12 protein-coding genes are annotated in these 16,202 nt (G+C 42.7%); 3 read left to right on the forward strand and 9 right to left on the reverse strand.

What is annotated here, in order from left to right:
* Positions 1–174: 174 nt before the first annotated feature.
* Complete coding sequence (gene bglA, locus ACW0TQ_RS02980) at positions 175–1,626, reverse strand: 6-phospho-beta-glucosidase BglA (protein WP_455725313.1); 1,452 nt, start codon at positions 1,624–1,626, stop codon at positions 175–177.
* Positions 1,627–1,644: 18 nt separating this feature from the next.
* Positions 1,645–3,555, reverse strand: coding sequence for a beta-glucoside-specific PTS transporter subunit IIABC (locus tag ACW0TQ_RS02985; protein ID WP_455725314.1), 1,911 nt, complete (start codon positions 3,553–3,555; stop codon positions 1,645–1,647).
* A 336-nt stretch (positions 3,556–3,891) separates the two neighbouring features.
* On the opposite strand from ACW0TQ_RS02985, the gene ACW0TQ_RS02990 reads away from it, so the two are divergent.
* Positions 3,892–4,596: a UTRA domain-containing protein gene (locus ACW0TQ_RS02990; RefSeq protein ID WP_368901149.1), complete on the forward strand. Its 705-nt coding sequence runs from the start codon at positions 3,892–3,894 to the stop codon at positions 4,594–4,596.
* 83 nt (positions 4,597–4,679) lie between these two features.
* Here the strand turns inward: ACW0TQ_RS02990 and ACW0TQ_RS02995 are convergent, their stop codons facing one another.
* The 3 genes from ACW0TQ_RS02995 to ACW0TQ_RS03005 form a co-directional block, all read right to left on the reverse strand.
* The gene (locus tag ACW0TQ_RS02995) at positions 4,680–6,404 is read right to left on the reverse strand and encodes a class I adenylate-forming enzyme family protein (RefSeq protein ID WP_455725315.1); all 1,725 of its coding nucleotides are present in this window, start codon (positions 6,402–6,404) and stop codon (positions 4,680–4,682) included.
* 42 nt (positions 6,405–6,446) lie between these two features.
* A complete protein-coding gene (locus tag ACW0TQ_RS03000; RefSeq protein ID WP_455725316.1) occupies positions 6,447–7,712 on the reverse strand; it encodes a beta-ketoacyl-[acyl-carrier-protein] synthase family protein in 1,266 nt (421 codons plus the stop codon).
* 285 nt (positions 7,713–7,997) lie between these two features.
* Positions 7,998–8,594: a DNA-3-methyladenine glycosylase gene (locus ACW0TQ_RS03005; protein ID WP_455725317.1), complete on the reverse strand. Its 597-nt coding sequence runs from the start codon at positions 8,592–8,594 to the stop codon at positions 7,998–8,000.
* Positions 8,595–8,810: 216 nt separating this feature from the next.
* Between ACW0TQ_RS03005 and ACW0TQ_RS03010 the strand changes: the two genes are divergently transcribed.
* A complete protein-coding gene (locus ACW0TQ_RS03010; RefSeq protein WP_042531495.1) occupies positions 8,811–9,962 on the forward strand; it encodes an acyl-CoA dehydrogenase family protein in 1,152 nt (383 codons plus the stop codon).
* 66 nt (positions 9,963–10,028) lie between these two features.
* Here ACW0TQ_RS03010 and ACW0TQ_RS03015 read toward each other — a convergent pair whose 3' ends face one another.
* Together ACW0TQ_RS03015 and ACW0TQ_RS03020 are read right to left on the reverse strand one after the other, a co-directional pair.
* Positions 10,029–11,246 (reverse strand): MFS transporter, encoded by a 1,218-nt coding sequence (locus tag ACW0TQ_RS03015; protein WP_193062730.1) that lies wholly within the window; start codon positions 11,244–11,246, stop codon positions 10,029–10,031.
* Positions 11,247–11,266: 20 nt separating this feature from the next.
* Positions 11,267–12,310, reverse strand: a complete 1,044-nt coding sequence (locus ACW0TQ_RS03020; protein WP_042531493.1) for an ArsR/SmtB family transcription factor — start codon at positions 12,308–12,310, stop codon at positions 11,267–11,269.
* A 340-nt stretch (positions 12,311–12,650) separates the two neighbouring features.
* Between ACW0TQ_RS03020 and ACW0TQ_RS03025 the strand changes: the two genes are divergently transcribed.
* Complete coding sequence (locus ACW0TQ_RS03025; protein WP_455725364.1) at positions 12,651–13,517, forward strand: SDR family oxidoreductase; 867 nt, start codon at positions 12,651–12,653, stop codon at positions 13,515–13,517.
* A 51-nt stretch (positions 13,518–13,568) separates the two neighbouring features.
* Here ACW0TQ_RS03025 and ACW0TQ_RS03030 read toward each other — a convergent pair whose 3' ends face one another.
* Together ACW0TQ_RS03030 and ACW0TQ_RS03035 are read right to left on the reverse strand one after the other, a co-directional pair.
* Entirely contained in the window at positions 13,569–13,733 is a 165-nt protein-coding gene (locus ACW0TQ_RS03030; RefSeq protein WP_193062728.1) for a hypothetical protein, read from the reverse strand.
* Positions 13,734–13,736: 3 nt separating this feature from the next.
* Complete coding sequence (locus ACW0TQ_RS03035) at positions 13,737–16,163, reverse strand: heavy metal translocating P-type ATPase (RefSeq protein WP_455725318.1); 2,427 nt, start codon at positions 16,161–16,163, stop codon at positions 13,737–13,739.
* Between the last annotated feature and the right edge of the window lie 39 nt (positions 16,164–16,202).

The following is a 16,202-nucleotide window of genomic DNA, read 5'->3' on the forward strand; positions in this document are numbered from 1 at the left end:
ATACAAGTATCCTAACATGTAATTTCCATCTTGTAAACGCTTTTATTATATTTTTTTCATTTAAATTTAAGAGGTCAATCGTTTCGGGCTATGAAAGATAGCCATTCCAACAGAAAAAAGGACTTTCCTAACCCATCAAGTTAAGAAAGCCCCTTTTTTCGTCACTATATCATTTTATCTTTCGTAATGTAAGTCTTCCCCATTTGATTGAATTACTTTCTTATACCAATCAAATGAATCTTTCTTCGAGCGTTTCATGGTTCCATTACCTTCGTTATCCCGGTCTACATAAATCATGCCGTAGCGTTTCTTCATTTCCCCGGTTGTAAAGGATACAATGTCCATAATTCCCCAAGGAGTATAGCCGATTAAGTCTACGCCATCCTCATTCACAGCCGCTTTTAAAGCTTCGATATGAGCGCCAAGATAATTGATTCTTGCTTCGTCATGAATAGATCCATCTTCTTCGACTGTATCAACCGCTCCAAATCCATTTTCCACAATAAACATCGGCAGCTGATAGCGGTCATAAAAGCGATTCAGCGTGTAACGCAAGCCTGTCGGATCAATTGCCCAGCCCCAGTCACTGGATTGAATATATGGATTATCAACCCCATGTGGCAGGCCGCCATTTGTTTTTTCTGCAGACTCGTCCGGTTCCACCTCACTGCTTACGGTTGTAGACATGTAATAGCTGAAGCCTAGGTAGTCGACTTTTCCGTTTAAGAGAATCTCATCGTCTCCTTCTTCCATGACAATATTGTAGCCTTTACGTTCGAATTCTTTTAATGCATAGCTTGGATAATATCCGCGCACCTGTACATCCGGGAAGAAATAGCGGTCGCGCATATATTCTTCGGCAAGCATGATATCCTCTGGATTCGAAGTAGATGGATAGATTGGCACGTGAGAAACCATCGCTCCAATTTCAAACGCCGGGTTGATTTCCTTTCCTTTTGCAACAGCCAATGCACTTGCTACCAGCTCATGGTGCGCAGTCTGATACATCACTTCCTTTGCATTTTCCCCTTCTTTTAACAGGACACCTGAATTTGTCCAGAGGAACAGCGGGTTACGGACATCCATTTTATTATTGATTTCATTAAAGGTCATCCAATATTTCACCTTGTTTTTATAACGTTCAAACACAACCTCCGCAAACTTCACAAAACAATCGACCACTTTTCTGCTGCGAAAACCGCCGTATTCGCGCGCTAAGTGCAATGGCATCTCAAAGTGAGATAAGGTGATTACCGGCTCAATACCGTATTTCAGAAGCTCGTCAAACACATCGTCATAAAATTGCAGTCCTTCTTCGTTTGGCTCCGCCTCGTCCCCTTTTGGAAAAATGCGGGACCAGCCAATCGATGTACGCAAGCATTTCAGACCCATTTCTGCAAATAACGCAATGTCCTCTTTGTAGTGATGGTAAAAATCCACCGCTTCATGATTTGGATAAAATTCGTCCGGCTCTACCTTATCCGTAATTCTTCTTGGCACACCATTGGCACCAGCAGTCAGTACATCCACTACGCTTGGTCCTTTTCCGCCTTCATTCCAGCCGCCTTCAAATTGATGGGCAGCAAATGCACCACCCCATAAGAAATCCTTTGATAATTCACTCATTGTTCTTCCTCCTTCGTTTTATTTAACAACACTAATTAGTCTTTCGCCTGTATTTATTTCTGCTATACCTTCTACAATCGCTTCCTCATATTCTCCTATATTCGTAATAATAACAGGAGTTATCGTCGGCAGTCCTTTTTCACGGATCATGTCTTGATTAAATGTTATTAACTTATCGCCTTGCTGGACATTTTGCCCATCTTCCACATGAACTGTAAAAGGCTCCCCGTTTAATTCCACTGTCTCCAAACCGACGTGAATCAATAATTCCACACCGCTGTTCGTACGCACTCCAACCGCATGCTTGGAAGGGGCAATGAAAACAATCTTGCCGTCAGCCGGAGAGACCACTTCATTGCTGGATGGTTCTACAGCGACCCCTTGTCCCATAGCACCAGAGCTGAATACGTCATCTGGAACCTCGGATAACGCCATTAGCTTTCCACTTAACGGAGCCGCAATTTCTTCTTCATTTGGAACAGTGTTTTCTGATCCATCTTTCTTTTCAGACTCTCCTTGATCAGAGGCAAGTGCTTCATCTGCTTGTTTTGCTGTATCTTCACCATAACCCAGAATCTGAGTCAACACAATTGGCAGAACAATAGCAATCGCAGCCCCAATCAAAATCCCCCAGATAGACATTGGATATTCGCTGTTAATTGCGTTTACCATTGTTATCGGGCTCGGCAGACCTGCATAAGCGAAATAGCTTGGTCTGAAGAAGCTCGCTACAATCGCGCCAATCGCTCCGGAAATACATCCGTAAATAAATGGTCTCTTAAAGCGCAACGTCACCCCGTAAATGGCTGGTTCCGTAATCCCGAATATACCGGTGATTCCTGCTGAGGTACTCACCTTTTTGGTTTCGCTGTTTTTCGTTTTAAGCAGCACACCAATAACAGCTCCGACCTGCGCTACAACGGCGATCGTTTGATAGGCCTGGAAAGAATCCATTCCATATTGTTCAAAGTTGGAAAGTACCATTGGCGTAACGCCCCAATGCACTCCGAAAATAACAATAATCTGCCAAAACCCGCCAATGATGGCAGCTGCAAGTGCAGGGAATACATCAACCAGATAATTATATCCGTTCGCAATCGCATTTGCACCGCCTGTTGTTATTGGTCCGATCACTAGAAGAATGAGCGGTACCATAATCAAAATACTAAAGAACGGTACAAACAAGGGACGAATGACTTCTGGAATTTTCTTGTTCAAGAATTTTTCCACATAGGATAATATCCAAACTAAAAATAGCGGCGGTAAAACAGAGGATGTATAGGTTGTCTGTGATAAAGCAATACCTAAAAATGTTACTGTTTCCCCGCTGGCAACCCGGCCGGCTATATCTGCCCATTCCGGTGTTACTAATGCTGCTGTGGCAGCAATTGCGATATACGTATTTACTTTAAAGTGCTTTGCTGCTGTTATTGCAATAAATATAGGCAAGAATGTAAATGGCGCCCACGACATCATACTCAGCACTTCATATGTTCCTGTGTTTTCGAATGCAGGAAATAGCAGGTTAATTAAAATCAATGTACCTTGCAGGATACCTGCTGCAGCTAATATATATACAAACGGAGCAAATACTGCCGACATCGTGGCAATTACCCGGTTTAATATTGTTCCTTTATTTTGGTTATCATCGCCATCCTCTGTAACGCTTTCTCCAACCAAATCTGCAAAAGCTTCATATACTTCCCCAACGTGCTGTCCGATAACTACTTGAAATTGACCATTATTCTCCACCACTGTAATAACGCCCGGCATTGCGCCGACTGTTTCTTTTGCTTTGGGCTTCGAATGTCTTAATACAATACGAAGTCTGGTGGCACAACGTGTAGCACTGACAACGTTTTCTTTTCCGCCAATTTCTTCTAGAATATCCCCAGCTAATTTATCATAATCCCTCACTTTTTCAGCCATACTATTTCTCCTTATTTTTTAATTTGATATGCATATTATAATTGTACGGTTATAATTTTTCAAGTAGATAACAATTATTTTATGCGTATATTTTGTTAATATTGCCATTATAGTATGATATACTTGGTTAAACGGTGAATTAAATAACCCAACTTAATATACATAGTTATTCTTTGCAAAAGGTCATTTTCTTGGCCTAAGATTACTTACCCCATGAAACCCGTTGGAGCGGCTAGCTACAACTATTTATACTTTCTTATTCTTAAAGAAAAACATATCTGTATCTTTAGCATCTTTAATATAAATGAAAATCTACAGTCGAAATGAGGTGTGCATATGTTGAAGTATCAGCAGATTGCAGGTGAAATCGAATTATATATTGAAAAGCACCAAATGCAGCAGGGAGAAAAGCTTCCTGTGTTAGAAACCTTGATCAAAGAATTTAATACGAGTAAAAGTACGATTATTAAAGCATTAGACCTGCTGGAGAAAAAAGGATTAATTTTCCAGGTGCGAGGGAGCGGCATTTTCGTAAGAAGGAAAAAAAGAAAAAACTATATTAATCTGCTGTCCAATCAAGGCTTTCAAAAAGATTTAGAGAAATTTCATCTCAGTTCGGAGGTATTAGAGCTGGAAATCCGTAAGCCGACCGAAGCGGTCGCCCAGAATTTACATATCGACATGAATCAGGATGTTTATTATGTAAAGCGTGTCCGATATATAGAAGAAGAAACACTTTGCTTAGAAGAATCCTATTATAATAAAGCCGTTGTCCCTTACTTAAATAAAGAAATTGTTACAGATTCGATTTTTCAATATATTGAAGACGGGCTCGGACTAAAGGTCGGGTTTTCTGATATGTACATGCAAATAGGAAAATTAACTGATCAGGAAGCAAGCTATTTGAAGCTGAAAAACGGAGAGCCTAAGCTGACAATAGAAAGTATCTTCTATCTGACAAATGGAACAGCCTTCGATTATTCTAAGCTCACTTACAACTACAATCAATCCCAATTTTATATTCTAGGTACAGGAATTTAAACCTTTCTGCATATCAAAAAAACCTGCTGCAAAGCTCGTAAAAAAGCTTTGCAGCAGGTTTTTTTATTGCGGTTTAGTTCACATTATTTCTTCAACTTTTTCTGCGCTATATCCTGCAGTTTAAATTTCTGTATCTTACCTGTTCCCGTCAGCGGCCAATCCGCCGCTTCTACAAACCAGATATAACGCGGGACTTTAAATCGTGCTACATGCTCCCGGCACAGCTTTCGGATTTCCTGCTTCGTGCAGGTTTCGCCTTGTTTTAATTCCACAAACGCGGCACCGGTTTCTGTTGTTAATTGATCCGGCACGCCGACGATATAAACTTGATTTACTGCCGGGTGCATGGAAATCACATCCTCTACCTCTTTGGGAGCTACGGTTTCTCCAGATACTTTATACAGATCCTTACTTCTTCCTAACAGCCGAATATAACCTTGTTCATCAATCGTCCCCAGGTCTCCGCTGCGGATATATCCGTCCTCATCCTTGGCAAAAGCTGTCTCTTCCGGCTTTTTATAATACCCTTCTGTTACCACATTTCCCCGCACCGCTAACTCGCCGGCAGAACCGCTTGGCAGTGTTTCTCTTGTATCGGGATCAATCACTTTGTACGTGACACTTTTATCTCCAAACTCCGGATGAGCAGCAGATCCTGCTGTTTTTACTTTCCCGACTGTGGTAGAGATAATCTCCAACGGGGCTCCAATTTCAGTCAGCATCGTAGTAGAGCCCGCTTCTGTCGCGCCACAGCCTGTACCAATTTCGGTCACTTCTAATTCATCTACTGCTCTTTTCCATAACGGGACCGGCGAAGGAGCGGCACAGCATAATAGCGCATAAAGAGACTTTAGATTGGTATGCTTTACTTCCGGACGATTTAATAAGGCAACAAGCATCGATGGAACAGCCAGAAAATCATGAACCTGGTATTTCTCCATCAGCTCCAGTGACTGAAGCGGCTGAAACGCATGACAGGTCACCATCCCTCCTCCTACAAAGGAAGCGGCAAACAAGCCTTCCTGCAGAAAGTAAACATGGTACATCGGCAGCGGAGCATAAATACGTCTTCCTACCTCATATCCTCTGGTTAAGCACGTTGCAAAACCAGAACGGAGCAGCATATCATCCGTCAGCATCACGCCCTTCGGCAAGCCTGTAGAGCCGGAGGTATAAATAATAGCTGCAGTTGTGTCTGGATTATCTGTTTCCTTCCAGCGTTTGTTTAACGCCGTCTCTTCCACTGCTCGTGCACCTTGTAAAAATACTTCCCATGTCATATAGATTTCCGGTACATCTGCTTCTTTGTTGGGAATACAAACTGCTTTAGTAAAAGGGCTCTCTGCATCCGCTTGGAGTTCAGAAACAATATTCTTTAACCCTTCGGCATGATGCTGTTTTCCAGCGTATTGATGCGTAATCAGCCAATTGGTATCGGATTGACGCAGCATATAGGTCAATTCTTCCTTTTGCAGCTGCGTATTCAGCGGGACCATCACTGCTCCTGCCATCGAGGAAGCTACAAATAATGCGACGTATTCCGGTTCATTTTCCATTAAAACTGCGATATGGTCCCCCGGCTTAACGCCTAAATGCAGCATTGCCTTTGTATATTCACGTGCCCGCTCCCACGTTTCCCCATAAGTTACAGCCTGATTCGGCATCATAATCAAAGGATTATCGCTATATTGCTGGCACTGCTTATGAAAATGCGTCGCAATCGTCCGCTTCTCCCAGCTTGGATACATCTTTTCCAGTGCAGCCTGCCGCTCCACTACACTTCCATGGCCTTGCCGTTCTTCTAGCATTCTTATCTCTCCATTTCATTATTCGTTTCCTCTTTTGCCCGATTAACCTTGAGGTGCCTGCCAAATCACAATTCCATTTTGTCCGCCAAAGCCAAAGGAATTGCTCATTGCTGTCTGGATTTGCTGCTTGCGACTTACATTTGGAACAATATCCAGCGGAGCCGCTTCGTCCCTATTTTCTGAATGAAGGGTTGCCGGCAATATTCCCGTCTCTATTGCCTTAATCGATGCAATGCTTTCAATGGCTCCAGCCGCTCCTAATAAATGCCCGACGCTGCCTTTAATGGAGCTGACCGGCATGTTATCCAAATTCTCTCCAAATATCATCTTTAATGCTTTCGTCTCTGCAATATCTCCAGCCGGAGTCGACGTTGCGTGCGCATTAATATAGTCAACCTCCTCCGGTTTTAACTGTGCGGAACGGAGCGCCCGCTCGATTGCCAAAGCGGCGCTTGTTCCTTCCGGGTCAGGAGAGGTGTCATGATACGCATCATTCGAAGCTCCATATCCTTTTAACGTTGCGTATATATGCGCTCCTCTTGCTCTGGCACGCTCCAGCGGTTCCAGAACAAATAAACCTGCTCCTTCTCCCATAACCATTCCTGTCCTCGCTGCATCAAACGGCCGGGACCATGTGGAAATATCTTCCGGACCTTTTGCTGCCAATGCGCCCGCATCACCTAAACCGGATAAAAAGACATTGGACCATAAGCTATCCACGCCTCCAGCAAGAATATAATCCACATCATCACGGAAAAACCAGTAAGCAGATTCTCCGATAGCATTAGCCGAAGCAGCACATGCAGTGACATATGTATTCGACGGACCGCGGAATCCGTATTGAATCGATATCGTACTTGCCGCTGCATTCGGAATCGATTTAGAAATCATACGCGGTCCGACTCTTTTTGCTTTACCCGTCGCTAATTTTTCAGACGCCTGCTCCAACGACTGAATCCCGCCAAAAGCTGTTCCAATCGCTGTTCCGAATCGATTTCGGTCTACCCCATCTATGAAGGATTCTCCATCATTTTTTAACAATCCGGCATCCTTTAATGCTTCATCTGCTGTTATCAAAGCCAGCTGGGTGAAATAATCCGTATTTCGGATAATCTTTTTAGATAGAAAATCAGACACTTCAAAATCAGGTACACGAGCTCCTGCTTTTGTCCACTTTCGTATATTTTCATCGGTTATTTCCCTTACCGCAGAATGATTCGCAATTAAATTATCCCAAAACGCGGGTACTCCCATGCCAAATGGCGAGACAGCGCCCATCCCCGTTACTGCAATGTCTATCTGTTTCATACCGCATGCTCCTCTGCATATTTTTTAGACCAAATCTTCCCCTGTGTACATTCTCTATTATAAACATGACCAGCCTACCATTTTAAGCTGCCATATCCTATTCAAAACCTAGTATTATTATAATGTAAGTATATATTTTCCTCAAACCATCCATTCCCAGATTTGTTTAGACTATCAGGTTATCTGTTTTTATTTTCTTACTATAATAAATTGAATTTAATATTAATAGCTACCGCTACATAAAAATTCCCGTTATCGTACAAATGATAACGGGAATTTTAAGGGTTATTTAGAAACAAATTTATTGCCGGCTACCCAAAAGCGATAGGGATAATCTCTGGCCTCTCCAGAATTATCAATACCAATCCGCGGACCGCGATTTATTTTCTCCGGCTTTTTTCCTTCCGCAATAAACAGCGGCGGCTCCTTGAGAGACCGTCCATAATCTCTCATATTAATATCTAAAGCCTGCGATAGTTTGCCCGGCCCGCTTGTTAGATTTTGAAATTTTTTCACTGGACGGCGGGCCATCATCAGATCGATTCCTGTATAAGGCTCCACTGCCCGAATTAATACGCTTTCCGGTACTTCCTTCTCCGCACTGACCACATTAATTAAGCAATGATTATGAATGAGATGCGTATAGGTCATTCCAGCCTCTGCATAGAGAATCTCTGTCCGTTTCGTTCGCCGATTTCCAAATCCATGCGCTGCTCTGTCAGCATTTCCCAGATATGCTTCCGTTTCTACAATATATCCAGCGCTTGTTCCTGCCTCCGTTTGCTTTACTAAAATGCATCCAAGCAATTCTTCTGCTAACTGTAAGGTCGGATACTGATAAAATGCGTCTGGTAATGGGGTTAGATTAGGATCTTGTTTCATCGTATACACTCCTCGTTCTTATATCTCCTCTATAAGTTTACCCCATTTTAGTTAATTGTTAAGCATTCCCCTTTAAATAACTCCACCGTGCCTCTTACGGCGCAAAATATATTTCGGCCCATTCAAGATAATTGAACTATTCTGCAAACAATGAAATAATATAAATAAAACAAATCTGATGAATATACTTTGTCTTTTTCAAGGAGGAATACTGGTATGAGTTCTATAACAGCCCTAAAAACAAAAGAGGAGCGGGTCCAGCTTTTATCCAAAACAGTGGAGCCCTTTGGTGAACGTGTTCGGGAGCTTCCCGACGGCGCTTTTCCATATGAGAACTTTAAAGACTTGCAAGAAATCGGTTACCCGGCACTCACTGTACCTAAGGAAGATGGCGGAGCGGGTATTCCGCTGGATGAACTGCTTACCTATCAGCAAATAATTGCCCGGGCAGACGGTTCCACTGCATTATCTATCGGCTGGCATATGGGAATCATAAAACATTTAGGGGAAAGCAAGCCCTGGGACGAACAGATGTATACGAAGGTAATCAAGGACGTGGTTGAAAATGGTGCATTATTAAACAATGCCGCAACAGAACCGGCAACTGGAAGCCCGACGCGCGGCGGCAAACCGGAAACAACTGCTGTCAAAAAAGACGGTGGCTGGGTGATTACCGGACGAAAAACCTTTACGACGTTATCGCCAATCTTAACTTACTTTGTCGTTAGTGCTTCTATTGATGGAACAGATGACGTCGGTAACTTCCTGGTAAAGCATGATTTGGAAGGTGTTAACGTAGAAGAAACATGGGATTCGATTGCGATGCGCGGTTCTGGCAGCCATGATCTCGTTTTAGAAGAGGTTCATTTAGAGAAAGAAGATCTCGTTGAAATCATATCCAATCAGAAAAGAAAACCAGCAGGCTGGCTCTTGCATATACCGGCATGCTATCTCGGCATCGCACAGGCTGCTCAAAAAGATGCTGTCGCCTTTGCTACAAGCTATTCACCAAACAGTATCAAAGGGACGATTTCCGAGCTGCCGAATGTGAAACAAAAACTGGGTGATTTAGAGCTTCTTTTACTAGAATCTGAATACTTCCTGCATGCCATTGCAGATAAGTGGGATAAAGGCGATGAAGAAACCAGAAATACAATGGGCCCGGAATTAGGAGCAGTCAAGCTGTCTGTCACCAATAAAGCCGTTCAAGGTGTAGACCTTGCCATGCGTGTTGCCGGCGCGCAAAGCCTCAAGCTGAAAAATAATTTTGAACGCTATTACCGTGATGTCCGCGCCGGATTGCATAATCCGCCGATGGATGATATGACGGTGATGCAATTAGCGGATAAGTCGATACGCGAACTGTAAAGCATTCCAGCTAATAATGAAGGAAGAGCATACAGTAATGGAAGGAAGCTGTATGAAAATCTCGTTTCATACAGCTTCTTTTTCTTTGTCTGCATCTTCATCTATAAATTTAAAATATGGAAGCAAGATTCCCAATAAAGAAGTGGTGCTTATCACCATCCCTATCAATAAATATAATGGCCGGACGCCCCACATGTCACTTAAGTAACCACCGGCCAGGACACCTAATGGCATCATACATCGAATAATTAACAGCCTCACAGAGAATATTTTCCCCATTAAATGATGCGGGATGATTTTTTGGCAGATTGTCGTATTATGTATCGCGAAAACAGCCATAGCTACTCCGCCAATTACCTCTGTCAGAATCCCCAATAGAATGCTTGTATTAAAAAATAGAAATACAAAGGTCAGCCCGCCGATAAACAAAGCGCCGAGCATGAGTTTTCTCCGGCTTTTATACTTTATCTTACCAACCAAAATAGAACCTAAGATAAAACCAACAGGAAAACCGGCCATAAAATAACCGTATGCTGCGTAGCTTCCAGATAACTCCTCTGTTATATAAGGAAGCGTCGTAACCATTGTCACCCCAACACCAAATTGGACAAAGCCAAGAAATATTCCTAACCAGACAATCACCCGTTTTCTAAAAAAGTAAGTGATACCCTCTGTAAATTCCTTTATCCACGGCGCTCTTGTTTTTTGCTGGATTCTCGTCTCTTGGATAAAAAGCAACGTGAAACCGCTTAACAAAAGCAATGTACTTACTAGAACCATCGTAGGCAAGACACCCAGATATTCAATCACGACTCCCCCTAAAAAAGGAGCGGTAAAGGTCATGAGCCGTGCTGTTCCTTCCAGATAGGCGTTCGCTGTTTCCAATTGCCCCTTTGCCACGATGGAAGGCGTGATTGCCTGATTTGCCGGAACATACAGCGGTGTAATTAAGCCAATGATAATCTGCACGAAATAGACATGCCATGGCAAAAGCGAATCTGTCCATAAAGCAAACAGCGGCACAAGAAAGACAAAGCCTCTTGCCATCTGGGAGAATATCAATATCCACTTGCGGCTCCAGCGGTCAATAAACGGACCGATAAATAATTGGAGCACCAAAGAAGGGATAAAATATAACAGCCACATACTCCCAAGGGCGAGGGTCGAGCCGGTTAATTGATAAATCAAAATGGAGTTACAAAAGGTTCCAAAAGCACCGCCTAGCTCTGAAATTCCATTGCCAATCCATATGGACAGAAAAGATCTATTCTTAAAAATGGACATTTCCTTCTGCTTTATCCCCTTCATTTTTCCAGATACCAGTCAAATTCTTTCGCTAAAAGGGAAAATACATTCTTTTTCAAGCAATATTTGGAATCGCGTATTTCTACGATTTTTGCTGCTCTTAATATTTTTAAATGATGGTGAATCGTCGATTTCCCGATATCTAGTCTTTCTGTCATATCCTGCAGCGTCCTTGGATGTTCAGATAATAATTTAACCATTTTCAAGCGTACCTCGTCACCTAATGCTTTATATTTCTGAACGAGAAAATAATCAGGCATATACCGATCGCTTGGAGACACACTTTCATTCGCAACCGGATAATAAAATACTTTGGTTCCTTCGATATCTGCTTCAATATTCCACGGACGATAAATATATTGAGGAATCAATAAGACGGTGTGGACACTGGGTTCAGGTATATAAGTCACCCCGCCGGTCGCCCATTGCACTAGTTCCTCCGAAGACACTTTCTGCTGCCTCTCTTTTTTTGATTGATAATCCTTTTCTAAAATTGCTTCGGTTTCCTGCTGTTTCTCCTTCCCTACTTCTTGATACCAGCTGTTCATTACCTTTGTCAGATGCTTTTTTAAAGATTCCGCTTCACAGGTACTGATAAATTCGATATATGCTGGAAAGAACGGGTTATGTTCTGTAACACGCATCAGCTCTTTGACTGCCTTTGTCTCTCCTTGCGCAGCCTGCTCCCGGTCGGTCTGATAATGACCTCCGACAAAAGGCAGGCAGATAAACTTCAGCTCTGTATCTGTTAAACCTTGTACATATTGCTCGAACGTTTCTAGACTTGAAAATTCCTGCTGATGAAGTATTTGGAGCAATGCTTTCCACGTATTATTTTTTTCAACAAATTCCAATTCCTCCGATAACGCTGCGGAAATAGATTCTCTTATCTGCATCCAATATTCTTTAGGCTTATCTAATGTATCCAGCAGCCGGGTATTTGTTATTGCCGCAATTCCTAACGCACATTCCCACAAAATAGAATAATGGAGCTTGACTTGATACGTTTCTCTTTCTCTGCTTGTTGTTTGCAGAACATCCACTTGATCACTCCTCGTATGTTATTTATTTTAGTTTAACACATATTCTATAAATATAGAATTTAATATTTTATATTTATGAAATGTATTACATCATCATATAGTGCTATCACGAAGAGCTTTGATTGTATAAAAGGTGATATGAGTTAAAGAGAAAAGAATACTCCTGCTCCGCGCTCTCTAGAATCAGCTCTCTTCTAATTTGATACAATTAAAATTTTAAAAACTTGCAGCTTCTATTCATCTCTTTGATATGCCTTTCAAATTAAAAGGTTTATAAAACGCTCGTAAGTGGAAAAATGTTGATACATACTTGGAAACTGAAAAAAGGGAGGAACGTATGATGAAACCGACAGAAATGCAAAAAGGCAGTACACCAAGACAATCACAAGATAAGCAGCCGGGAATTGAATCGAAAATGAACCCGCTCCCGCATCAGCCAACAGATTATACAGGTACAGATAAACTAAGAGGAAAACATGCGCTGATCACCGGCGGTGACAGCGGAATTGGCCGTGCTGTTGCTATTTTATACGCGAAAGAGGGAGCAAATGTTGCCATCTCTTATTTAGATGAGCACGGAGATGCAGAGGAAACGAAAAAGCTAGTCGAAGCAGAGGGCGTCCAATGTCTCCTTCTTCCTGGAGATATCAAAGAAGAAGCTCATTGTATTGATTTAGTCCAAAAAACAGTAGAAGCATTTGGCGGCATCAATATTTTAGTCAATAATGCTGCCATCCAATTTGACCAGGAAAATGTAGAAGATATTCCTTCTGAACAGTTTGAAGAAGTATTCCGCGTGAATTTCTTCTCGCAATTTTATCTGACGAAAGCAGCTGTTCCGCATATGGGACAAGGAGATTCAATCATTAATACCTCTTCCATCAATGCCTATAAAGGAAATGCTACATTAATGGACTATTCGGCAACCAAAGGGGCGATTACTGCTTTCACTAGAAGTATTGCACAAAGTCTTGCTAAAAAAGGAATTCGAGCGAATACCGTCGCTCCTGGACCTGTATGGACACCGTTGATTCCATCTTCATTTGACGAAAAGAAAGTGGAACAATTTGGACAAGATTCTTTAATGGGACGGCCCGGTCAGCCATCAGAGCATGCTTGGCCTTATGTGATGCTTGCCTCCAAGGAAGCTTCTTATATGACTGGACAAGCTATTCATATTAACGGAGGAAGCTGGACATCTTCCTAATAAAAAAACAGCCTGTATTCTCGATAAAAGAATACAGGCTGTTATCTATTTCTATATAAAATCAGTTGAATTTACTTCTACAACTTGTGCTGCTGCATGATCATGAGGCTCTAAATCATTGCTTTCAAATGGATTATCCCCTGTGATCACACCATATGCAATAACTACAGCACATACATAAATAATCCCGATACTTACCCATTTTTTAATCGACATCGATTACGCCTCCCTTTTCAGCTTCAAGCGCTGAAGTCTGAGTGCATTGAGCACGACGGATACGGAGCTGCACGCCATCGCTGCGCCAGCAACCCATGGGGCTAACAGTCCAATCGCAGCAACTGGAATAGATGCAGAATTATAGGCAAAGGCGAAAAATAGATTTTGCTTGATATTCCGCATTGTTTTGGCGCTTAGCTCAATACTGTCAGCCACACTGTGTAAATCACCGCGCATTAGCGTCACATCTGCTGCTTCTATGGCGACATCGGTTCCTGTACCAATTGCCATTCCAATATCGGCAATTGCCAGAGCGGGGGCATCGTTAATGCCGTCGCCTACCATCGCTACTTTTTTGCCTTCCTGCTGCAGACGTTTAATTTCATCTGCTTTTTGATCTGGCAAGACCTCTGCAATGACACGGTCGACACCAACCTCTTTGGCAATGGCCTGCGCTGTTCTTTCGTTATCTCCTGTAAGCAGAATAACTTCCAAGTTTTGTTCATGCAAACGTTCAATCGCTTCTTTTGATGTTTCTTTCACCGTATCAGCAACAGCAACCATTCCTGCCAGTGCACCTCTATAACCGATAAGCATTGCCGTTTTTCCTGCAGCTTCAAGCTCTATCATTTTTTCTTCGATGGAATCAATTTCGATATTTTGCTGCTTCATCAATTTTCTTGTACCAATATGGAGAGGTTCTCCCTCCCAGGTTACTTGAATACCTGCTCCGGGTACCGATTCAAAGTCGGTCGTTTCGATTAAATCAATATGCTCTTCTTCTGCACCTTTCACAATGGCTTCTGCGAGCGGATGCTCCGAATGCTTCTCAGCAGAAGCTGCCATTTTTAACAGCTCCTCCTTGGTAATATCTCCTTGAGGAACAACATCTGTCAAAGCAGGCTCTCCTTTGGTGACGGTTCCTGTTTTATCCAGTACAATTGTTTCAATCATACGTGTATTTTCTAGATACTCTCCGCCTTTAAACAGAACGCCTAATTCCGCAGCTCTGCCTGATCCGGCCATAACCGATGTCGGCGTCGCAAGCCCAAGTGCACAGGGACAAGCAATAACCAGGACCGTAATTGCAGGAACTAAAGCTGCGCGTAAATCTCCTGGAGCAACCAAGAAATACCAGACAAGGAATGTCACAACCGCAATACTGACAACTACAGGAACAAAGATTCCAGATACACGGTCTGCTACTCGCTGAATATCCGCTTTGCTTCCCTGCGCTTCCTCTACAACTTTTACAATTTGCGCAAGTGCGGTATCCTTTCCAATTTTCGTGGCCTCGATTGTCAGCATGCCATTTTTATTGATGGTAGAGCCAATTGCAGTATCCCCAATATTTTTATCGATTGGAATACTTTCCCCGGTAATCATTGACTCATCCACAGCTGATTTGCCTTTGACAATCGCGCCATCAACCGGTATTTTCTCTCCTGGACGGACGATAACCTGATCGCCGACAGCTACTTCTTCAATGGCAATTTCCAGCTCTTCCCCGTCACGGATAACACGGGCTGTTTTCGCCTGCATATCTAACAGCTTTTTAATTGCCTGACCGGTACGTCCCTTTGCACGAACCTCGAATAATTTCCCAAGCAGAACTAACGTAATAATCACCGCAGCAGCTTCGAAATAAAGTTCAGGCATGCCAGCTGCGCCATGAATCTGCCACTCTATTCCGAGAAAAATACTATAGAGATAGGCTACCGATGTTCCTAGAGCAACGAGTACATCCATATTCGCGCTTTTATTTCTTAATGCTTTATAAGCTCCTACATAAAACTGCTTCCCTGCAATAAACTGCACGGGAGTGGCCAGCGCTAATTGCACCCATGGATTCATCAGCATATCCGGTGAATAAATAAACGATGTAAAGGAAAAATGCGTCACCATCGTCCATAATAACGGGAGCGTCAAAATAGCGGAGAAGATAAATTTTCCGGTCTGATGACGAATCTCCTCTTCTTTCCGATTTGATGTCTCTTCCTTGGATACCTGAGGTTTAAGGGAATATCCGAGCTTCTTCACAACCTCCATCATATCCTGGGACGTTACTTGATCTTCATTATATTCAACCGCCACATTTTCCAATGCGAAATTGACATTGGCTTCTGTCACGCCATCCATTTTATTTAAACGTTTCTCAATCCGATTCGCACATGCTGCACAGGTCATGCCCTCTACATCAAAGGTCTGCTTGTCATGCTGGACATGATAGCCCAGCTGTTCGATTTTCTTCTCAAAATCCGCTACCGATGTCTGCTCTGGATTATAGTGTATCGTCGATTTTTCGATTGCAAAATTAACATTGGCATCTTCTACACCGTCTACCTGCTTCAAGCCTTTTTCAATTCGGGTAGCACAAGCCGCACAGGTCATTCCTTCAATAGGCAATGTGACTTCTTTTTTAGCTTCCACCCAAACCACCTCCCATACCTATACAGGGTATGCAATTAT

This window comes from Oceanobacillus sp. M60, from assembly GCF_053839645.1.